The sequence below is a fragment of the Mangrovibacter plantisponsor genome (genome assembly GCF_003182475.1).
GTDB lineage: Bacteria > Pseudomonadota > Gammaproteobacteria > Enterobacterales > Enterobacteriaceae > Mangrovibacter > Mangrovibacter plantisponsor.
Window position 1 is genome coordinate 252,555 of the sequence record NZ_QGTS01000006.1, and the last position, 22,043, is coordinate 274,597.

General features: G+C 50.8%; 18 protein-coding genes and 1 pseudogene. 8 read left to right on the forward strand and 11 right to left on the reverse strand.

Translation table 11 applies throughout. The features are described from left to right. Positions 1–69 precede the first annotated feature (69 nt). The gene (locus DES37_RS11590) at positions 70–963 is read left to right on the forward strand and encodes a proline iminopeptidase-family hydrolase (protein WP_110025868.1); all 894 of its coding nucleotides are present in this window, start codon (positions 70–72) and stop codon (positions 961–963) included. A 201-nt stretch (positions 964–1,164) separates the two neighbouring features. After that, positions 1,165–1,587 carry a DoxX family protein gene (locus DES37_RS11595; RefSeq protein ID WP_036106527.1) on the forward strand — a complete coding sequence of 141 codons (423 nt, stop codon included), beginning with the start codon at positions 1,165–1,167 and terminating at the stop codon, positions 1,585–1,587. A gap of 51 nt (positions 1,588–1,638) precedes the next feature. Here the strand turns inward: DES37_RS11595 and proP are convergent, their stop codons facing one another. Continuing rightward, on the reverse strand, positions 1,639–3,141 hold the full coding sequence (gene proP, locus DES37_RS11600; RefSeq protein WP_110025954.1) for a glycine betaine/L-proline transporter ProP: 1,503 nt from the start codon (positions 3,139–3,141) through the stop codon (positions 1,639–1,641). A gap of 537 nt (positions 3,142–3,678) precedes the next feature. Between proP and DES37_RS11605 the strand changes: the two genes are divergently transcribed. After that, positions 3,679–4,896, forward strand: coding sequence for a lysozyme inhibitor LprI family protein (locus tag DES37_RS11605; RefSeq protein WP_110025869.1), 1,218 nt, complete (start codon positions 3,679–3,681; stop codon positions 4,894–4,896). Positions 4,897–4,957: 61 nt separating this feature from the next. Here DES37_RS11605 and DES37_RS11610 read toward each other — a convergent pair whose 3' ends face one another. The 9 genes and pseudogenes from DES37_RS11610 to DES37_RS11650 all read right to left on the reverse strand — a co-directional run bounded on the left by DES37_RS11610 (position 4,958) and on the right by DES37_RS11650 (position 15,648). After that, complete coding sequence (locus tag DES37_RS11610) at positions 4,958–6,094, reverse strand: ABC transporter substrate-binding protein (protein ID WP_425451709.1); 1,137 nt, start codon at positions 6,092–6,094, stop codon at positions 4,958–4,960. Positions 6,095–6,307: 213 nt separating this feature from the next. Continuing rightward, positions 6,308–6,751, reverse strand: a complete 444-nt coding sequence (locus tag DES37_RS11615) for a Crp/Fnr family transcriptional regulator (RefSeq protein ID WP_170123762.1) — start codon at positions 6,749–6,751, stop codon at positions 6,308–6,310. Between the two features lie 390 nt (positions 6,752–7,141). Beyond that, the gene (locus DES37_RS11620; protein WP_110025871.1) at positions 7,142–7,876 is read right to left on the reverse strand and encodes a DUF3142 domain-containing protein; all 735 of its coding nucleotides are present in this window, start codon (positions 7,874–7,876) and stop codon (positions 7,142–7,144) included. Beyond that, positions 7,846–10,026: a PA5441 family protein gene (locus DES37_RS11625; RefSeq protein ID WP_110025872.1), complete on the reverse strand. Its 2,181-nt coding sequence runs from the start codon at positions 10,024–10,026 to the stop codon at positions 7,846–7,848. Before DES37_RS11625 ends, DES37_RS11620 begins: the two co-directional genes overlap by 31 nt. 328 nt (positions 10,027–10,354) lie before the next feature. Next, positions 10,355–10,765: a fosfomycin resistance glutathione transferase gene (gene fos, locus DES37_RS11630; RefSeq protein ID WP_110025873.1), complete on the reverse strand. Its 411-nt coding sequence runs from the start codon at positions 10,763–10,765 to the stop codon at positions 10,355–10,357. A 35-nt stretch (positions 10,766–10,800) separates the two neighbouring features. Continuing rightward, positions 10,801–12,171, reverse strand: coding sequence for a phenylalanine transporter (pheP, locus tag DES37_RS11635; RefSeq protein ID WP_170123766.1), 1,371 nt, complete (start codon positions 12,169–12,171; stop codon positions 10,801–10,803). A 209-nt stretch (positions 12,172–12,380) separates the two neighbouring features. Beyond that, positions 12,381–13,645: pseudogene (locus DES37_RS11640) on the reverse strand (carbohydrate porin). A gap of 519 nt (positions 13,646–14,164) precedes the next feature. Continuing rightward, the gene (locus DES37_RS11645) at positions 14,165–14,806 is read right to left on the reverse strand and encodes a TenA family protein (protein WP_110025874.1); all 642 of its coding nucleotides are present in this window, start codon (positions 14,804–14,806) and stop codon (positions 14,165–14,167) included. After that, positions 14,806–15,648 carry a BtpA/SgcQ family protein gene (locus DES37_RS11650; protein WP_110025875.1) on the reverse strand — a complete coding sequence of 281 codons (843 nt, stop codon included), beginning with the start codon at positions 15,646–15,648 and terminating at the stop codon, positions 14,806–14,808. The genes DES37_RS11645 and DES37_RS11650 overlap by 1 nt, the downstream gene beginning before the upstream one ends. Positions 15,649–15,675: 27 nt before the next feature. On the opposite strand from DES37_RS11650, the gene DES37_RS11655 reads away from it, so the two are divergent. Further along, a complete protein-coding gene (locus DES37_RS11655) occupies positions 15,676–16,545 on the forward strand; it encodes a ribokinase (protein WP_110025876.1) in 870 nt (289 codons plus the stop codon). Between the two features lie 14 nt (positions 16,546–16,559). On the opposite strand, the gene DES37_RS11660 is transcribed toward DES37_RS11655, so the two are convergent. Further along, complete coding sequence (locus DES37_RS11660) at positions 16,560–17,504, reverse strand: ABC transporter substrate-binding protein (protein ID WP_036106569.1); 945 nt, start codon at positions 17,502–17,504, stop codon at positions 16,560–16,562. A gap of 306 nt (positions 17,505–17,810) precedes the next feature. Between DES37_RS11660 and DES37_RS11665 the strand changes: the two genes are divergently transcribed. The 4 genes from DES37_RS11665 (at position 17,811) to DES37_RS11680 (ending at position 22,032) form a co-directional block, all read left to right on the forward strand. Continuing rightward, on the forward strand, positions 17,811–18,830 hold the full coding sequence (locus DES37_RS11665; RefSeq protein ID WP_425451710.1) for a LacI family DNA-binding transcriptional regulator: 1,020 nt from the start codon (positions 17,811–17,813) through the stop codon (positions 18,828–18,830). Positions 18,831–19,181: 351 nt separating this feature from the next. Then, a complete protein-coding gene (locus DES37_RS11670; protein WP_170123767.1) occupies positions 19,182–19,928 on the forward strand; it encodes an ATP-binding cassette domain-containing protein in 747 nt (248 codons plus the stop codon). 19 nt (positions 19,929–19,947) lie between these two features. Next, positions 19,948–20,949, forward strand: coding sequence for an ABC transporter permease (locus DES37_RS11675; RefSeq protein ID WP_170123768.1), 1,002 nt, complete (start codon positions 19,948–19,950; stop codon positions 20,947–20,949). Between the two features lie 3 nt (positions 20,950–20,952). Beyond that, on the forward strand, positions 20,953–22,032 hold the full coding sequence (locus tag DES37_RS11680; protein ID WP_110025878.1) for a phosphotriesterase family protein: 1,080 nt from the start codon (positions 20,953–20,955) through the stop codon (positions 22,030–22,032). The last annotated feature ends 11 nt before the right edge of the window (positions 22,033–22,043 follow it).

Sequence of the window (22,043 nt, forward strand, 5' to 3'; positions counted from 1 at the left end):
CTAGTATTCACTGCATACAACTGCGTTCTACCCTGAGCAAACATTCACATCACAGGGTAAACAGCAGCCATGTATACCATCCAAGAGGGCTATGCTCCGTTTCGGGAATACCAGACCTGGTTTCGTATTTGCGGCAGTCTCCACACGGGGCGAACGCCTCTGGTGGTCGCCCATGGTGGCCCGGGTTGTACCCACGACTATGTTGATGCTTTTCGTGATATCGCCCGCACCGGGCGGCCTGTTATTCACTACGATCAACTCGGCAATGGCAACTCCACACACCTGCCCGATATGCCCACAGATTTCTGGACCCCGGCACTCTTCCTGGAAGAACTGGATAACCTGCTAGAGCATTTAGGTATTGAACAGGACTACGCGCTTCTTGGGCAATCCTGGGGAGGAATGCTGGCAGCTGAGCATGCAGTACGCCAGCCTGCCGGGCTGAAAGCACTGGTCATCGCCAATTCACCGGCATCCATGGCACTCTGGTTGTCAGCGGCGGCCAAACTGCGTTCTGAATTACCACCAGAGGTTCAGGCCACCCTGCTGGAGCACGAAACCGCAGGTACACTGAACAGCGAAGCCTATAAAGCCGCCAGCCAGGTATTCTACCAGCGCCATGTTTGCCGCCTTGCTCCCTGGCCGGTGGAAGTACGCCGTACTTTTGACGCAATGGATGAAGACCCAACGGTTTATCATGCCATGAACGGACCAACAGAATTTCACGTTATCGGCACCATGAAAGACTGGACGATTATCGACCGGCTAAGCGCCATTACCGTCCCCACTTTATTGATCTCTGGCCGTTACGACGAAGCCGCTCCCGAAGTGGTGCAGCCCTTTGCCGACAATATTGCTGGTGCTCAGTGGGTTATTTTTGAAGATTCAAGCCACATGCCTCATGTCGAAGAGCGTGAGCAATGTATGAAAACCGTCAGTAACTTTTTAACCGCCAATTTGTAATTTTTAGCGCCAACACCACTCCCCTGCGGTTTCATTGAACAGGATGAAACCGCTACCTGCCAAAATCTGCCTGGCTTTCCCTGCGTTCAGGTTGATATAGCGCAGTTTTTTTCGAGCAGTTCTCCTGCAAAATTAAAATGCGACTCATAATTAATACACTAATCATTTGGCATACTTACCAGGTCACTGGAGGAGAGCATCATGCTCAGGCAATTCAATGCATTACTGGACAAACCCGATACTGGCAAGCTCCTGTTACGCCTGGCAATCGGTTGTATGATGTTGTTTCATGGTATTCACAAAGTGATGGACGGTATTGGGCCAATTATCAGCATTGTGGAAAGCCACGGTATGCCGGGCTTTGTCGCCTGGGGTGTTTACCTGGGGGAAGTTGTTGCGCCAGTGCTGTTGATAATCGGCCTGCTGGTTCGCCCGGCAGCGCTGGTGATGTGTTTTACCATGTTATTCGCCTGGCTGACTACCAACCCCGGGCTGATTTTCACCACCACCAAAGTGGGCGCATGGGGGCTTGAAGAGATTGCGTTATTCTTTTTTGGCGGTATCACCATTGCGTTATTGGGGTGTGGCCGGTTCAGCCTGGTGAGCAACCCGGCATTGCGTTAATCTGTTGTGCCACCGCCGGGTAAACCAGCGGTGGCAGGCAACCAGACCAGGTTATTCGTTAATACGCGGGTGCTGCTGAACCAGTTTGCTCCGTTTTGCCTGGAGTTCAGCAATTTCCGCATCAATGTCCTCAATTTTCTGCTCAATATTATCGTGGTGCTCTTTGAGGATCTCTTTTGCTTCCTGAATATCCGATGCCGCAGGCGTTGCACCTTTTAGCGGTAAATTGGCGGTTTCTTTCATCGCCAACCCGGTAATCAGCCCAATCACAGCTATCACCATCAGATACCATGCCGGCATCATCAGGTTACCTGAGGTTTCCACCAGCCAGGCGGCAAGTGTGGGAGTCAGCCCGGCGATTAACACCGAGATATTAAAAGCGCTGGCAAGCGCACTGTAACGAATATGCGTCGGAAACATCGCGGGGAGTGAAGAAGCCATCACGCCAGTAAACGCATTGAGTATCACGGCCAGAATCAGCAACCCGGCAAAAATTAACCCAATCACATCACTGTTAATTAATTTAAACGCAGGGATCGCCAGAACTAATAAAGCAACACTGCCGCAAATCACAAATGGACGGCGCCCAAAACGGTCGCTGAGCAGCCCCATTACTGGTTGCACAAACAACATCCCAATCATGATGGCGATAATAATCAGCACACCGTGGTCTTCCGAATAATGCAGGTTGTGGGACAAATAGCTCGGCATATAAGTGAGCAGCATGTAATAGGTGACGTTAGTTGCAATAACTAACCCAATACACGCCAGCAGGCTGCGCCAGTGCTGTGTGGCGATTTCTTTAAATGAAATCTTCGGCCCTTCCTGCAAACCCTGGCGGTCACCCTGCTCCAGTTTATCAACATGTTGCTGAAAGGCCGGGGTTTCCTCCAGGGCATTTCTCAGGTACAGCCCAATAATGCCAAGCGGCAACGCCAGGAAAAATGGCAGGCGCCATCCCCAGGCCATAAAATTATCCTGGCCAACAATTGCGGAAATCAGTACCACTAACCCGGCCCCCAGCACAAACCCGGCTATTGACCCAAAATCCAGCCAGCTCCCCATAAAACCACGCCGCCGGTCAGGTGAATATTCGGCAACAAATATGGAAGCTCCGGTGTATTCCCCGCCAACTGAAAAGCCCTGAGCCATTTTGCACACTAACAGCAGCACAGGAGCCCAAATACCAATCGTTTCATAACCCGGAATTAAGCCAATCCCGAAAGTACTGAGCGACATAATCACAATCGTAATTGAGAGAATTCTCTGGCGACCATATTTATCGCCCAGCATCCCGAAGAACAGCCCACCTAAAGGGCGAATTAAGAATGGAACAGAGAACGTCGCTAACGCCGCTATCATCTGTACACCGGGGCTGGCATCCGGGAAAAAGACTTTCCCCAACGCATAAGCAACAAAGCCATAAACACCAAAATCAAACCATTCCATAGCATTTCCTAAAGAGGCTGCGGTAATGGCTTTACGTAATTTAGCATCATCAATAATAGTGACATCGCTCAGGGCGATTGGCTTAATTTTTTTCCTTGCTCGAATCATTTGTATCCTCTTTTTTTTATTAACTATTTTCCTTTTACAGGCAGGCTTACAGAACCCTGTATTCGGGAGTGATTTCACACAACTCCCTTACATCACACGTTCAGGTGAATGGTTACAGAATAGCAGATTCAGGGCATTACATTTGTCTACATAGTAAGCAAACAAAATAACCACCCTGAGAAATAAACATATAACCAACTGAATTAATAATAAAAAACAAGAATAACCCTGAACATGTCTGATTTTTCAAACAGATACCAGAAACCGTCTTAAACCCCTTGTTAAAATAAGGTATTTATTCCAGTAAAAAACACATATACCAGACGAAACGAAACAGACTATTTTGGAGAGCAAAAAGTTGGCAGGTATTTAACCGGGCTTATCAGGAATACAATAAAGACCAGACAAGCCACATATTGATGGCTACTATTGCGCAGACTGTTACCCATTCAGCCTGGTGGCCCGGGGCTACAATCTTCTGTTGTGGCATTCGCCTTCCCCTGCGCCCGGAGTGAATACATTAAGGATAGTGTTATGTTCCCCGTTTTGCCTCCCCGTATTGCCCGGCACACAACCGCTATTTGCGGGTTATTTTTTATTGTGTTAGCCGGACTGGCCCCAGGCCTGGCACATGCCGCCTCGTTTGACTGCAGTAAAGCGCAAAGCGCTGTTGAACAGGCTATTTGCGCCAATACCGACCTTAGCGCACTGGATACCCAGATTGCCGGGGCGTACAGCGACAGTCTTCAGTACCTGCCAGAAAACCAGATACCCGCACTACGCCAGGAACAACGCAACTGGCTCGCCCAGCGTAACCATTGCGCTTCCCCAGACCTGACGGCCTGCCTGACACAGCAGATGAATACCCGCAGCCGGGCTTTACTTAAGCTGGCATTACAAGGGCAAAGTGAACTGGGTGAAGTTATTCAGCAAATACCCGCCAACCCTGAACTGGCGGCTCAACGCCTGCGCACCTGGCATAACCCACTGGCTGCCGCATGGCTGGTCTGGTTGCATCAGTTTGCGCCAGAGAGCGGGGTAAGCGAAAAAGAGGCGCAGCGCGCTCATGACATCGCCGCTAACAGCCTGAAAGATGACAGTTTTTCCTGGTCTGTTTTGACTGATGTAGAAAAAGACCCCAAACAGAGCAACAGCAGTAAAACATTGTTGCTGTTGCGCATGGTTATTGAGCGCCTGGACAGAAGCAGCCCGGTATTAATGAACTCACACTGCTTTATTTTTGCCCGTTTGGGTGGCCCGGCCTGGGATGCCTTTGGGCCGCTTTATGGATCCAGCCGTGATGCAGGCGCACCGGTGTGCAGCCCGCGCGGGGATTTGTTCACCCACCCGGCATGGCAGGCGCTCGAAAAAGCCTTCAGCCCGGCACTTGAAAAAGCCTCAAGTGACGCAGGTACGATTCAGTTCGCCACCTATGCGGCATGGCGTGTTCAGGCACTGAAAGCCACTGTTTCACCCAGTGATTTTTTAACGCCAGCCACACTCGCAAAAGGGCAAAAAGAGCCTGAAGTCGCGCTGAAACAATGGTCGCAACCCCAACTGTTTTCCGCAACGGAGCGCCAGGCAGCACTACAGGCAATGAAGCCAGCCCAGCAACAGACAGCCGCCTGGCTGGTCTCCGCCAGAGGTATGTTGCCGGAGCAGGCGCAACGTGCAGCTCACGAAATCGTGCGCCAGTGGGTACTGGACAGAATCAGCTTTATTGATGGCAGTGATTTTTCGCCAGAAAACTAAGCGTTTTTGGGAATAAACAGAGCAAAACCCGCTACCGGCATACCGGTGGCGGGTTACGTTATCAGGGCTGGTAACTCAGGTTAATTGGCGCATCAGGCAGATGCGTAAAGTGAGTCACGATATAGTGGTAATCGGCTGTTGGGTCGATATCTTTCATCGCTTCCGGGTAGAAAATTTTACCCAGGATCTCCAGGCCAATAATATTCCACGGGTGGTTATAGAAGTGGTGGTAAATCCCTGCCACATGCCCGGCCTGCACTGCCGGAATACCGGCAACGGCATTACGTGCCAGTAAAGCATCAAACTTGGTTTTAATGGCCGCCGGGTCCGTATTGTAACCAAACGGGATCAACGGATTCTGCGCATTACCACGTTTGGAACCGGTCATCAGGTAAAAATCCGGTTTCATGGCAATAATTTTTTCCGGGTTGATGTACCCACTGGCGCCCGTTAACAACGAAGAGCCAATATTATTCCCACCCGCGGCTTCCACCAGACCACCCCAGCCATTGTGCCCATGGGTAAAGCAACAGGCTCCGGATGTGCCGCCAATACCGGCAATAGGTTCAATAAAGACTTCGGGTTTCTTCTTTTGTACAGCAACAATCTGCTGGAGTTTAGCCAGGCGCTGTTGGTAGAAATCGGTATAGGCTTTTGCCTGCGATTCCCGGTTAAGTACTTTGCCTAACAACGTAATACTGGGTAGTGTGTTTTGCACCGGGTGCAGTTCGTAATCAACAAACAGCACCGGAATATGCAGCGCTTTGAGGCGCCCAAGCACACCGGTTTGTTCCAGCGCAGGTTTTGCCCGCAACTGAGCAATCATCAGGTCTGGTTCACTGGCAATGACCGTTTCATTATTGACTTCACCCTGGTCGGAGAAGCCCATATCCGGTATTTTTTCTGCTGCCGGCCAGGCCTTACGCAGAATATCCCAGGTTTGTTCATCCTGTTTTTTTAACAAGTTATTCCAGGCAATGACCCGGTGAAACGGGTTGTCCCGGTCTAACAAAGCCAGCGCCATAAGATCGCGCCCGTCCTGCAAAATAATATGTTGCGGCTCATGGTCCAGAACCACTGTACGGCCATCGATATCTTTTACGGTTAGCGGGTATTGCGTGGCAATCGCCGCAGCAGGAACCAGCACCAGAGCCATAAAGCAACAGTGCAGTAACCGGCCAGCCCATTGTTTAATCATCTTCAGTCACTCATCCCTTAACAGGTGCACTCACACCCATAACCCCATTAGTTGGGAAATATAAATCAGAATGAGAAGTGTTATCACAATGAGTACGTAACTGCAAAGAAACTTAAGGAAAGTCTTATCGATTGTTGAATGATTGTTGAATGATTGATGAAGTTGTATCCAGTTTGGATAACCTGCCTTTCAGCATACCGGCATAAAGAATACTCAATGCACCCCCGGCAAAATACGAATGTATTTTTTGTGGAGATCAATCTGTTGTTCATCGCTAAGTAACTGAAACGCGCGGTTAAGCGTAGACAGTGACATCCCCAATAATGCAGCAAGCTCTTTTTTACTCAGCGGCAGGCGAACATAGTCGTTGCCTGCTGGCAAAGTACTACAGGTCTGCCACCACATAGTCAAAAAAGCGGCCAGGCGCAATTTTGCATCAGGTAGCATCAGGCATTCTTCCCAATGTTGCTTACTGGCAATGGTACGAGAAAACACATTCAGTATTTGTAGTGTGAAATCTGGAATAATCTGACTTAAGTCATATACCCGGCCAAGAGCTAACTGGCAATATTCTACTTCTGTTGCGCAAACCCCGGAGTAAGAATAATACCCTTCAGAATAATCCCCACCAGACAATAATTGACCAGGGAAAACCACACTCCGAATATTTCTATTCTCGTCATACAGTTTAACCAGCCCTTTTCTCAAAACCGAAAATGATGTAACTTTCTGTTTAAATTCAAAAATACAAGAATTTTTAGGTGCTAAAACCGCTGCTTTAAGGCTATTCACAAACAGCGGTTCACAGTGAGCATTATTCACTGAACAAATATTACCAAGCGAGCAATGTGGTGAGTATTCACAGAAAGGATGAGTAATAGACATGACCAGTAACCTGAATTAACAGATTACTATCATAATAAAGCTTTATTATTTTTTCATTTTAAAATAGCCAGGATTAATCCACCCCAATAATTAATTAAACGCTATTTATTATGATTCAGCCATTAGTACAGTTACTGATTCAGCTTTGCGGCACTCAGCCGTTTATTGCACCAGGAAAACTACATACCCCCGAAACCATGCCGAATCCCGTACCTCACCAGGCATATCCCCCCAGCTCCCGTTTTCAACCAGGCCAATGCGGAAAGGAATATGCAACCCCTGCAAGGCGGGTAAATAGCGTTGATAGCCAGGCACTGTGCGCTTCCCCTGATAAGTCTGCACCACAATTTCATCAATGGGTAACAGGTTCAGTTGTGCCACACTTCCGGTATGCGCCCAGTCAAGCAACCCGGTCACCCCTAATGCGAAATCAGCAGGCATTTTTGCACGAACACGTTGCAAAAATACGCCATATTCAGCCAAACGCCCGGTTGCTGCATCAAAATCCAACTGCAACCCCACAACATGATTCCCGGCCTTTTCCCAGCGCAGCAATAAGTTAACCATGCGGCCAATTTGGTCGTCGGGTAACGCCAGCGTCTCCAGCCGGACAGTCAGCCAAATGTGGGTAGCTTTCACCGAAGCAACAGGTTGCCCCTGGCGCATAAATACAGCTTTTCCGTGCAGGTTTAACACTTCGCCCTGATGGAGATACAAGGTACGAATAGCAGGTAACCCGCCGGGTAAACGCCTGCCTGACCACAGCCAGAATGCATCATAGTGGCTGGGGGTAACCGTTACTGTTTTCGTTTCCGTAGCAGGCATAGTGCCAGCCAAAATGGCAGGTACTATGCCCAAAAGCCCGGTTACCAGTAATAGCGCAGCTGTTTTGCCCATATATTCCCGGGGTAATCACGGTGTAGTTGGTTAAACCACTGCCTGCGCTGCGCTTTACTCACATCCAGGCCACCACAATCGTTAGACCCGGAAGGGGCATAGCACATCACAGCACGGTAAAGCGCAAAGCTTTTATCTTCCGGCTCACTATTTGGGTTGTTAATAACCAGGCGGTAAAGCGCCATACGGTCTGGCTGGGTGACCGGTTTTTGGTGCTCCACCGCGGTGTCCAGCCCGGCATTACCGCCACTTTCTGGCCAGGTATTAATTTGCGCACCCGCAGTACGGATAAACTCCCCAAGGCAGTTCAGGTTGTGGCTGCCCGCCGGGGATTTAGCCAGTGCCTGAACCGTAGCCTGCAGGGGCTGGCAGTAATAACCCGTTTCAGCCCCTTTTCCATCCCAGCTAAATTGCGCAAGGGAAACATCACTGAAGTCTTCCCCACCGGCCGGGTGGGCAATGTGGTTTTGCAAAGAAATATCTGCCAGCCAGGCGGAATAATCCTGCGCCATCAAATCACGCATCAGCAATGTATGTAATGCAATGGTGCGTTCGTCATCGTTCATTCCCGAGCTCACTTGCTGGCGCAGTAACTCACGCGAGGCAAGCGTTTTTAGCACCAGTGAACGGTAGCGCAGGTTAGTTACCGGGCTGCCTGCAGCAAAAATGTCACCCACTTTTTGCTGTTCCACTTCAGTTGCGGCCACCTGAGCTTCCAGAAATGCCTTGCGCTCGCCATTTTGGGTATGCTCCAACAGGCCTTTCCAGTGCGCGAGAGCTTGCGGCCACTGCTTTAACGCCACTTGCGCATAGCCATACAGAACCTGCTGGCTGAACCCGGGCAGGTCATCATCGCTCACTTGCGCCTGTGGCGTGACAGCCGCCAGCACTGCCGGGTAATCCTGCTGCTGCCAGTACAACCAGGCCGTGTGCAGGTAATCACCCCAGGGTTGTTCCCCCGCCTGGTTAAACAATAGTTGCAGTGTTTTAAGGGAATCAGCTGTAATTTTGGGGCCTGAACTGTCGGTCCGTTCGTACTCGCGTAATAACCGCAGAGACTGAATGAAAGTGAGCAATGGCATTCTGGCATCGGATACAAAATCGTTGTTATACCCATAACCATAGAGATCGCGGCTCAAAAACTTACTGTCTGTTTCCGCAACAAGAGCCTTCAGCGAAGCGGCATCGGTGGCATGAGCGAGCGCGCTTTCATACTGTGGGCCAAGTACCGACCAGTCCTGCAAATACCACGCAATACGCCGCAACAGGCCCACAGCAGAATCCCGGTATTCACCATCTGGCCAGGTGGCAAGGTAACTTTGAGCAAGTTCTCGCGCCTCGCGAACCATGCCCTGATTCACATTGCGCGCATCAAACATGTCGTATTCATCTTCCGCATACTGCGCACTCATATTTAATTTTGTGCGAATCAGCATGTAACTTGCTGCCTGCGCAACCCATTTCTGCGGGTTTTCCGCCAACTGGCTGAAGGTATTCAGGGCAACAGAATAATTACCGTAGTAAAACGCGCGGGCTGCAGATAAATAACGGTAAAAAGCGCCGGCGGCAGAATCTGGCGGCCAGGCTGCGCTATCTACATGGTCGTCACCATCAACCGCGCCTCCCTCGGCCAGCAAGGCCAGGCGAATTTGAGCCAGTGCTTTGCGCTGCTCTGGCGCCAGTGAGCTTTCAGCCTGTAAAGCCGTGATAAATGAGACGGTAGAAGAAATTGAGTTAGACACAAAGCGCGTATCCAGTTCGCCCGGCCCAGGCACATTGAGTGTTTGGCCAGGTATACCCAGCGCGGCCAACTGGTTTTTTAATGCTGCCAGCGCCGCATCTTGTGGCGCAACCGGGTCACCCACCGGTGACTCAGGCTCATCATAGTGGTAACCGAAATGTGCGTTACGTACTGTGCTGGCATCCAGCGGGAAGGCATACACTGGCAAGGTAAAATGTTTACCGGCACTTACCAGGCGCAGCAAGTTATCATTGGTATCGTTATCTACATCCAGAAACGGCAACCCTTGTAGTGGGCAGCGCAACACTCCCCAGGGGCAGGACCCTGCATCTGAAGATGCCCATGCTGTTGGCTGGCTGCCAACCAGTGCCAGTAAAACCACACCCAGTTGTAATCCCCTGAAACGCATAATTTTCCCTGTTTTGTTATACCGCCAGCACGCTGTATTTACACAGTGGTGGCTTTACGCCCGTGGTTGCCAGCCACCATAAACAGCAGCCACCAGAGCGGGTTATCATTACCGCGCCCTATAGTGCCAGAGTAACCCACTGAGAACTATAAGAAATGTTTTATGAACACCAAAAACCACTTAAGTGGTAAGGAGTTAACTTTTTAACGTGGAGTAATAACCTGCCTGGCTGCAGGAATCATACCCGGTGAGAGCAGCCAACATTGCGCGGGCTTTTCCAGTTTCCCATGCCAGTTAACGGTATCTGTCTGCCCGAGTGCGTTCCAGGTTACTCGCCATGCGGGTAAAAAACCATGCCTTCCCAGGGTGCTTCCCGGCAGGCTGCAAGCCGGCTGGAAAGCCCACCACAATGGGCTTCCAGTTTGTGCCCGTCAGGGTCAAGAAAATAGACTGAATCACCTTCACTACGGTTTTGCTTCCACTCCACTATGCCAAAAGCCCCCAGCCTGGCGCGGAACTCCGCCATTTTTCCGGGTTCCAGAGTAAAAGCATAGTGTGTGTAATCACTTGATATCTCTGGCTTATCAAGCGACAAACATAGCCAGAGATCACCTAAAGATAAATATGCACCACGGGCCCACTGTGCCCTGGGTGCAAACCCGAGCACCAGGGCGTAAAAATCCATACTGCGTTGAACCTGGCTTACCGCCAGTGTCAGGTGATTCATTCCGGTTAACATATGCCTGCACCTTTAACGCCCTGAATAACGCCTGATTATAATACTGCCCTGTTACGCCTCTGCAGCCAAAATGCGGCAAATAACACCAACACCCAGACAGGCAACAGAATGGCCGACAGCCGCATGGAGTCCATGGTGCACATCAGGCCAAGGATCAGTAACATAAAGGCGATGCACAAATAATTCCCGGCCGGGTAACACAGCGCAGGAAAGCGGCTGTCACGGCCTTTACGCCGCATGGCGGCACGGAATTTCAGGTGTGCCAGGCTAATCATCAGCCAGTTGAGCAGCAGTGTTGCCACCACCAGCGCCATCAGCAAACCAAAGGCTTTTTCTGGCAAAAGGTAGTTAATCACTATCACCAGTGAAGTAATAATCCCTGACAGCAATAAAGCGTATACCGGCACTCCCCGTTTATTCACCCGGGCCAGGAAAGCCGGGGCATTTTGCTGTACAGATAAGCCAAACAGCATACGGCTATTGGAATAAACTCCGCTGTTATAGACCGAAAGCGAGGCAACAAGAATGATAACATTCAGTACAGAAGCCACCAGGTTACTGTCCAGTTCATGGAAAATCATCACAAATGGGCTACTGTCTGCCTTGACATTCAACCAGGGGTAAAGCGACAACAGCACCACCAGTGATCCGATATAAAACAGCAGAATACGGTAGACAACCTGGTTAATCGCTTTGGGAATAGTGGTTTCCGGGCTGTGAGCTTCCGCTGCGGTAATGCCTATCAACTCCAGGCCACCAAAGGAGAACATAATCACCGCCAGAGACATCACCAGCCCATGAGTTCCGGTGGCAAAAAAGCCGTCGTAACGCCATAAGTTGCTGAAACTGGCGTGCTGACCGCCGTGGCCAGAAAACAGCAACCACAAGCCGAAGGCAATCATGCCAATAATTGCCAGCACTTTGATAATGGAAAACCAAAATTCCATTTCACCATACAGGCGAACATTCGCCAGATTTACGGCATTAATAGCAATGAAGAAAACGGCCGCCCAAATCCAGGTAGGCACATGGGGGAACCAGTACTGCATATAGATGCCTGCAGCAGTCAGTTCAGCCATTCCTACCAGCACAAACATGACCCAGTAGTTCCAGCCAGATAAAAACCCGGCGAAAGGCCCCCAGTATTTGTTGGCAAAGTGAGCGAAAGAACCGGATACCGGCTCTGCCACCACCATTTCACCCAACTGGCGCATAATCAGAAAAGCAATAATCCCGGCCAGTGCATAACCCAATATCACTGCAGGCCCCGCCATTTGAATAGCAGGACCAATGCCTAAAAACAGCCCGGTACCAATTGCCCCACCCAGCGCTATCAATTGAATATGGCGGTTTTTCAGCCCACGATGCAGTTCCTGGTGGTGCCCGGATGTCTCCTCCGTTAGCAACTCACCGGTATGTTGTGACGTATTTGCCACGGTTTTCCCCTGTCATGTTTCGTAAAGGCGCATCTTTTAACACTTCAGGACAGCGGCGGCAAGGAATGCGCCCGGCAGGTGATTATGCGGTTTGGGGGGTATTGTTTATCAAGAGGAGATAATGAAACCGGCCAGCAACCCGCCCGACCAGCTTCATTTAGTGCAAACCTGCTGCTGCGTCAGAAATTAAGGCTGGCACCCAGCCCTGCCACTACGGCATTTTTCACAGCACTGTTCGCGCCAGGCGCGGCGACATATTGAATATTCGGGCGAATAGTCAGCCAGTTTGTCGCATTAACTGAATAGTAGAGTTCGTAATCATATTCCGCGCCATGAATCACTGGCAGGTAAGTGGCATCGTTATAGTCGCTCACTCCGTGATATTCATTTTCACGTTCCAGCATCCGGCTATAGGCTGAATTAACATGTAACCGGGCCGCCCCCAGACCAATTTCATCTTTAGGACGAGACTCAAACATCCCTTTCCAGGCCAGTGCCACCGTCTGAGTGTTATCCAGTTTTGACGTGCGTCTGTCGTTCATAATATTACTCAGCGTAAGCGTCAGACCACGGTGGTTATCATGCCCCTGAGCAAACAGTTGTTGCTGGATGATAAGGTAACCGCCATATCCATGGGCTTCAGATGAATAACTGCCATCTTGCCAGGTATGGTATACCGACCCATGAGCAGAGGTATAATAACCGCCCAGCCGGTAATTACCTTTCAGATGGTCCGGCCCCAGTTCAGGTTGCCAGCCCAGTTCAAACGGAACCAGATTGCCATCGGAATCAGTAAATTCAAAACGGAAGCCATCCCCTTTGTCGTAGTTATACGGGTTTTCATTATATAACCCGACCTGGAAATAGACTTCTGGCGTGAAATTGATTTTCGCCCTGGCCATCCACTGCGAAACTGGCCAGTTCATCCAATAATTACTGCGTGATTTTCCTGGTATGCCAGGACCAAGTGCTAAATTCTGGAAGTGAGTTTCGATAGACCCAAAGTCTTCACCCACAGTGGCCCGGCCAACTTTAATATCCAGGCGGTCATCCCAGAACCCTTTTTTCAACCATAGCTGGGTTAAACGCCAGGTCTGCCCACGGCCATAAACTTCCTGAACAGAAGACAGCATTGGACTACGTGAATCACTCAAATTATCAGAAAGATTCTGCCCGTTGCGATCTGTGATGGTTGCCTGAAACTCCATGTCCTGCCAGCCTAGCAGTTTTTCCAGATCCAGATGGGTATTAAGGTATAACGTGCCGTAGTGTGTTTCTGGTAACCACCAAGGTTCGTCGCCGCTTCCATGACATAATTTACATTGAAATCTATGCCCTTATCGTGAAGTTCACTACGCGTACCGCCCCAGTCTCCCAGCATCCACGGTGAATCAACTGCAAAAGGATCAGCAGCCCATGCGCCAGAACAGACCAGAGACAGCATTATGCCTGCCGCTAACTTATTTTTTGTCGGTGATAATTTCATACATCTATTTCCAGGTAAAAGAGACAGTGTCCTTGCAAAATTTATAAAAAATAAACAACCAATATACGCAATCACTGCAACAGAAAGCGGCAGTGAATAACGAAAATACCTGAACAGATTTTTAATCAGAGAGTGCTATTTTACCCGGACAAAATAATAACAACATTAAATCAATGACTGTAATATATCTGCTTTACTTACCCGCACTAACAAGAATCGCTCCAACTATATGAAAAATATGGAAACACAAGAGGGGAAAATCGCAAAATAACAGCATGCCATGCAAAAAAAGCAGCTTAAAACAATCAGTTAATTATATTTTATGGAAATATAATTACATACTAGTGACTATATTTTAGTCACAATTAGCATATGTTAAAAACAATAAACACCTCGATAAAAAAGCGCATAAAATATTAACCAGAACATTACAAACACCCCATCACCTATTTAAATATGCGCGACAGGGTATTATTTTTAACCCAGCATCGCCTGGTGAAAATCGATTTCCCACGCCAGGACATCACCATATAACTGGCTGAGCCGCTGCTTTTCCTGCCCGGAAAGCGTTAAACCGCACTGGTCCACTTCCTGTTTTAACCAGCACGCCTGCTGGTAAAAAGCATCATCCGCATGCATAGATAACCAGTCGCGCAGGTCTTCATCGTGCTGTGGCCGGGCAGCAGCACGCGCGCACCAGTGGTAATACATCCACTCAGCGCCAAACATCAGAACCATGATGTCGGCGTAGCCGCCAGTACGGGCGGCTTGTAGCATGCCATCGCGAAACCGAATAAACCCGGCAGGCGCGGGTTGCCAGTGTTCAGCAACCACACCGCGCTTTGCCATTACGCGTTCAAACCAGCCAAGTTGGGTATCTACCAGGCCATTCAGCCCCTGGATTAACCAGCGCTGGCATGATACATCCGGCGCATGGCTCAACCCCTGAGCCAAAATTTCCACTGCACTGAACACAAACTCCCCTTCGAAAACCAGGTAACGATGAAAAGCGGTTTCTGGCAAGGTTCCCTGCTCTATAGCCTGCACAAAGGGGTGTTGCTGCATCTCGTTCCATACATCACTATGCACGGCCAGCAGTTGGTCACTGAATGCGGTCATCAGGCCTCCAGCGCGGGGCGTGCCGCTGCCATAAAGTTCACCACCCGTTCACGTTCTACCGGGTTCCACCAGACCCCGCCTTCTTTCAGCGCACTGGCAACAATCACGCCCTGGGTACGGCCTAAAATGGTCGCCACGTTGTCCGGCGTCACACCCGAGCCCACCAACAAAGGCAGCGACGTGGCACTGCGAATATCGTCAATTTCACTCAATGTAGCGCTGTCACCAGTACGTTGCCCGGTGGCAATCACCGCATCGGCTTCAAAAAACTCGACATCGCGGGTTAGCTCAGCAACGGAGCGGTCTGCCACAATGGCATGGCTGCCATGTTTTACGTGGCTGTCGGCAAAAACACGAATGTGGCTCGCCTGAAGTTGGTTACGGTAGCGCAGAGCTTTTGCCGCGGCCCCTTCCACAAAACCTTCATTGGCAATATAGGCATTAGCCCACTGGTTAACCCGCACAAAATCCGCCCCACCCGCCAGCGCCGTCGCCAGCGCGGGAATAGCGGCATTTGCCAGCACATTAATCCCCAAAGGAACGGAAAAACGCTGGCGGATATTATCAGTAATCACTGCCATAAATGCCGCTGTTTCCGGGCCAATGTCTTCGGGTTTAGAAAAAGGAATATCGCCATGGTTTTCCACAATCAAACCATGCACACCACCTGCAATATAATTTTCAGCATCACGCAGCGCGCGCTCAACAATACTACTAAAAGCTTTGCCATTATATTTTGGCGCACCAGGAAAGGCTTCACAATGAATAACACCAATCACTACTTTATCTCGTGAAAAAATATCTTGAATTGCGCTCGTTTTTGTTGCTGATATAGAACCCATGTTAAACCTCTAAAAAAGGAAACGGCTATGCATATCTATGTTGCCGGGAATATTACTGTCGATGAAACCTGGCAATGCTCTGCCTTACCGCATAAAGGTGAATCGTTGCACGGGGAAAAAATAATGGTTGATACTGGTGGCAAAGGTGCAAACCAGGCCATTGTTTTATCCCGCTGTGGATTACCTGTAACGTTAATTGCCGGCAGGGGAAATGACCACTACGGAGAATGGATTTACCAACAACTTCAGGCCGAAACATTACAGTTATTTCCAGAAACACCATTACCTGTTCACACCGACACCTCAATTATTTTCACTACCAATGATGACGACAACGCAATTATTACCAGTTGCGATGCCGCCAGTGCACTGGAAACAGCAACCATTACTGCATTACTGGAAACTGCCCGCCCCGGTGATGTGCTGGTGCAACAGGGTAATTTCACCCCGGAAAAAACCCGGGCATTATTTACCTGTGCGCGAAGCAAGCAGATGCTGACTGTTTTTAACCCTTCGCCTGTCCAGGAAGATTTTCGCCAGTTGTGGCCGCTGGTGGACATCGCCGTCGTCAACGAGCATGAATCCCGTTTACTCCAGCCCGACACCGTTCACACCCTGGTGGTGGAAACGCTGGGTAGCCAGGGCGCGCGGTTACACGCCCACGGCCACACGGAACATGTCCCTGCGGTGCCTGCCACCGTGGTTGATACCACTGGCGCGGGCGATACATTTTTGGCTGTAATGCTGGCCTCCACACTGCTGCGCAACACCCGGCCAGATGCCCTTGCCCTGCATCATGCAAGCCAGGCGGCGGCTATCACCATCAGCCGCCCAGGAACACGCCTGGCTTTCCCGAGCAGAGCAACACTGGCGGCGCTACTGGCACAAGCCGGGTAGCGCCTGCAAGTGGGTTATTTAAACAGTGGGCGGAACGTATCAACGTTCGCTTTTGTCACCACAGTTGCCGGAACAAGGATGTTCTTGCTGACAGTTTTACCGCTGTTAATCGCATTCAGCGCTTTCACCGCTTCCTGGCCCATTTTCTCCGGGTCCTGTTGCAATACAGCAGTCACGTAACCGGCATCAATACCACTAATGGCACGGGCGGTGAGATCCCAGCCAAACACCTTGATTTGGCTCTGTTTACCCTGGTTTTCCACTGCGGCAATCGCCCCTAATAATGCCGGTTCACCCGTGGCATAAATAGCGGTGAGATCTGGGTTGCCGGTTATCAGGTTTTCAGCTGCAGTCATGGCATCATCCTGGATATTTCGGCCATCCACCACATCCGCAACACTGATGCCTTTATGGCCCTTCAGGGTTTCTTCAAACCCTTTCTGGCGCTGGTTCTGAATCGCGGAGTTAAGTGCCCCAACAATGCCAAGGCGGGCCTTGCCTGCGGCGTTTTTATTAATGTAGTCAACAAAGAATTTGCCTAAAATTTTGCCGCCTTCTTCGTTATCCACCCCAACCTGAGCAGCCTGAGGCCCGGCAGGCAATACCGCATCAATAGCAATGACAGGAATATTTTTCGCTGCGGCTTCTTTAATAGCGGGCATAATGCCATTCACATCAATGGCATCAACCATAATGCCTTTAACACCCTGTTCAATATAGTTTTCAATGGCATCATTTTGCGATACAGGGTTATCGTTAGCATTAAAGATAACTAAATTTTTCCCTGTGGATTTTGCTTCTTCTTGTGCGCCTTTATTCATCAGGTTGAAAAACAGTGCCTGCTGGTTAATTTGCACCAATGCATAGCCTGGCGTTGCCGCCATTGCTTTACCGAACAAGAGTGCAGAAAGTATCAGCGCGCCAGAAATAACATTTTTTTTGCTGGTGTTGAATAACATTGGTCATGCCCTCGTCAGAAAAATGATGAACTTGTTACAAAGCAACAAGGTGTATTTTGGCGGGACAAATAAAGAACACAGACGCCAAAAATGGGGCCTGCGAGAGAAACGAAACATATTTTCTCAGGTATTCCATAACCAGAGAAAATGCAGCAAAGGCAACGTCGGGAACAGGTTATTAAAATTCGCGTTTTGGCATCTCTTGTCAAGTGCTAATTTTCATCCCCCGGAAAAGGTGACAAAACGCTATATTCCTGAGCGCTATCTGTGTTACTGATATGAACAGTCAATACGATAACGGCGATCATGACCAAAAAACGGGTTGTTCTTTCAGACGTTGCAAACCTGGCGGGGCTGTCGAAAGCCACTGTCTCACGCTACCTCAACCATAATCTGGTGTTGCCTCAGGAAACGGCAGCACGGATTGAGGCAGCCATTCGTAAGCTGGATTACCAGCGCAACAGTCTGGCACGCCGCCTGAGCAAAGGCGGCAGTGAAACACTTGGTCTGGTGCTACCGGATATCACCAACCCCTTCTTTGCTGAACTGGCCGATGCCGCCGAAGAAGCCGCTTCTGCACAAGGTTACAGCCTGGTGCTGTGCGTCACGCGGAATAACCCTGAAAAAGAACGGCAGTTTATTCGCTGGCTGGATACCTGCCAGGTCGATGGCCTGTTGTTTACCACCAACCGCCCGGATGACGGCCTGTTGCGCCGCGAGGTACAGCACCACCAGCGGATAATTTTGCTTGATGAAGATATCCCTGGCAGCCATGTTCCCAAAGTGTTTGCCGACAACCTTCAGGGTGGCCGCCTTGCGACAGAGCAGTTAATCCGCGCCGGGCACCGCCACATTGCGTTTGTCGGTGGGCCGGATGCCCTGATGAGTGTACGCGAACGCTACCAGGGTTTTTGTGAAGCGCTGGCAGCCGCGGGCCTGTCATGCCCTCCGGAATGGGTGCTGTATGGCGAATACCAGCGTGAATATGGCGGCAAAGCACTGGATCAGTTATTCAGTGGTTCACAATGCCCCACGGCGATTTTCGCGGCCAGTGATTACCTGGTATTGGGCATTCTTGACGGCTTGCGGGCTCGCCAGCTTCAGGCTCCTGAAGCCCTGTCACTGGTCGGGTTCGATGATGCCAGTTACGCTAATTTCACCCAACCACGCATTTCCACTATCCGCCAGCCAGCCCACCAAATGGGGACCACGGCGGTGCAACTGATGCTGCGTTTACTTAACGGCGAAACCGTGCCGGAACAGACTCGTTTTCCTGTTGAATGGGTTGCCCGTGATTCCATCATGCCGCCCCCCGGGCTGCGCTAATTGTGTGCAATGGCTGCGCAGTTTTAGCGCAATACGCCCTGTTAAGACATCACTCATACTAACTGCTTAGTAAACCGGTTTACTAAAAAACATCCATTTTAATCATTTAAATTCAATATATTACAATAATATCCAGTGAGTGTTTTTTAACCTGGCATGGTTACTGCTTGGGTAAATGCGGCGAACAAGTAACGAACACAGCAAACCTGAAGGGTGGTCGTCACCATTAAGTAAACCGGTTTACAAGAAGTGGGCCGGTGTGGCGACCATCCGAATACGCAACGTCATCTACCGTCACACGACATTGGGAGTAATGGCATGCAACAACAGGCAGTCCCGGCCAGAGTCGAGATGGTGAATATCACCAAAACTTACGGCTCTATACGTTCATTACGTGGCGTAAACCTGCGCCTGGCCCCCGGAGAAGTTCTCGGGTTGGTCGGCGACAATGGTGCGGGCAAATCCACACTCACCAAAATCCTGTCGGGGGCTGTAGTCCCCACCAGCGGGGCAATTCGCATTGATGGTGAAGAACACCGTTTCCAGACCCCGGCGGATGCCCGGCGTTGCCAAATAGAAATGGTTTACCAGGACTTATCACTGTGCGACACCGTTGATGTGGCCGGCAACCTGTTTATGGGCCGCGAGCCAATGAAACAGGTGCTGGGTATTCCTTTCCTGGATGAACAGCGCATGCACAAAGAAGCCCAGGAGATGCTCAAGGGCCTGGGAATTTCTATTCCGGATACCCGGCTGATGGTGCGTAACCTGTCTGGTGGGCAACGCCAGGCCATCGCCATTGCCCGTGCAGCGGCGTTCAACCCTAAAGTGCTCATTATGGATGAACCCACTGCCGCCCTGGCCGTTGCCGAAGTCGAGGCCGTGCTGGAGTTGATCAAACGTGTCAGCGCCCGTGGTGTCAGCGTGATCCTGATAACTCACCGCTTACAGGATCTGTTCCTGGTCTGTGATCGCATCATGGTGATGTACGAAGGCACCAACGTTGCCGACCGTCGCGTTGCCGAAACCAGCCTGAGCGATATCGTCAACTTGATCGTTGGCGAGAAATTCACCGCCCACTCCGCTCAGGCTCATTGAGGGGATAACCATGAGTACCATTAATATGTCCAGCCCCCGCGTACTGCAGCACAGCCTGCCCAAACGCATTTTGCATAACCACTCCGGCGTGGTGAGTATCGCGCTATTTTTCGTGTTCTGCTGCCTGGTGTTCTCACTTATCACCAGCTACTTTCTGACTGGCAATAACTGGCTGAATATTATTCGCCAGACTGCACCGCTACTGATTGTCGCCAGTGCCATGACCTTTGTGATTACCACTGGCGGCATTGATCTTTCCGTAGGATCCACACTCGCCCTGGTGGGCGCGCTGTCGGCTATTGCGCTGAACCACTGGGGCCTGCCGTGGCCTGTCGTGTTTATTGGCGGCCTGGCGGTTGGCGCACTGATCGGCCTCATCAATGGCTTTTTCATCGCCCGTGAAGGGATCCCCGCGTTTATTGTCACGCTGGCAACACTGGCGGTCGTTCGTGGTGTGGCACTGTTGATAACCCAGGGCTATTCCATACCGGTTCCGGCCGGGAGCGGTTTTACCTTTATGGGACGGGCGTGGGTGGTGGGCATCCCAATGCCGGCACTGATCGGTATCGCGGTGTTGATCATTGCCCATTTTGCGCTGAACCATATGCGTTTTGGCCGCTATGTCACCGCGATTGGTGCAAATAACGAAGGTGCACGCCGCAGCGGGATCAAAACCCAGTCAGTGACGATGCGTGTGTACATGCTCAGTGGCATGGCCGCGGCACTGGCTGGCATGATAATCACCGCCCGCCTCGGTAGTGGGTCATCCAACCAGGGCGAAGGGTTTGAACTCCAGGTCATTGCCGCAGTGGTGTTGGGCAGTACCAGTCTGTTTGGCGGATTTGGCACTATCATCGGCACCTTACTGGGCGCGCTCTCCATTGCGGTTATCCAGAACGGACTGATCCTGTCCCATATTTCACCGTTCTATACTCAGATTGCCACGGGCTGCATCATCCTGCTCGCCATTTGGCTGAACACCCGCATTCTTAACCCCACGCGTTCCGCCGCAAAAGGATAGCTCATGAAGGGTTCAATTTTTCGCCACCCCACGCCGCTGCCTGTTGGGGTGAACAGTGGCAGTGTGATGACTGTGCTCGGGCCAATGCCTGTTGGGGAAATGGGCGTCACGCTGATGCATGAACATATATTGCTGGATGCTGCTGGTAAGTGGGTTCCCCCGTGCTGTTGTAGCGACCGCCATATCGCCGAAGCGCCGGTCAGCATAGAAAACCTTGGGGAGTTGTCGCTCAACCCGTTAATGAGCCGCGATAACTGCCAGTTGTTCGATGTAGATGTTGCCATTGAAGAGTTAATGAAATACCGCGCGCTGGGTGGAGAAACCGTGGTTGACCCAACTAACCTCGGCATCGGCCGGGATCCCCATGCGTTGCAACGTATCTCGCGGCTCACTGGCCTGAATATTGTGATGGGCACCGGGTTATACCTCGAGCCATCACATCCGGACTGGGCCAAAACTCTGGATATCCAGACGCTGGCCGACAAACTGATTTACGACCTGGGCGGCATGGATGAAAAGCCAGAAGTGGTCGCCGGGTTAATTGGCGAAATCGGCATCTCCAGCCGCTTCACACCAGAAGAAGAGAAATCGCTACGGGCTGCCGGGCGCGCCAATGCCGCAACCCAGGTCCCCATTGAAGTCCATCTGCCGGGTTGGGAGCGGTTGGGTCACAAGGTGCTGGATATTCTGGAAGAAGAAGGGGCAGACCTGCGCCATACCGTGCTGTGCCACATGAACCCCAGTTTTGCCGACAAAGCCTATCAACACAGCCTGGCGAAACGGGGCGCGTTTCTGGAGTACGACATGATAGGCATGAGTTACTACTATGCCGACGAATCTGCCCAGTCGCCGTCCGATGAAGAAAATGCCCGTGCTATTCGCGAACTGATTGATGCCGGTTTTATTCACCAGGTGCTGCTTTCCCAGGATGTGTTTTTGAAAACCATGCTCACCCGTTATGGCGGCCATGGTTACGGCTACATCCTCAAACATTTCGTGCCCCGCTTACGCCGCCACGGCGTTACCGGCGAACAACTGGAAACACTAATGATAACCAACCCGCAACGCGTATTTGGCGGGTAACAGGAGTTTAT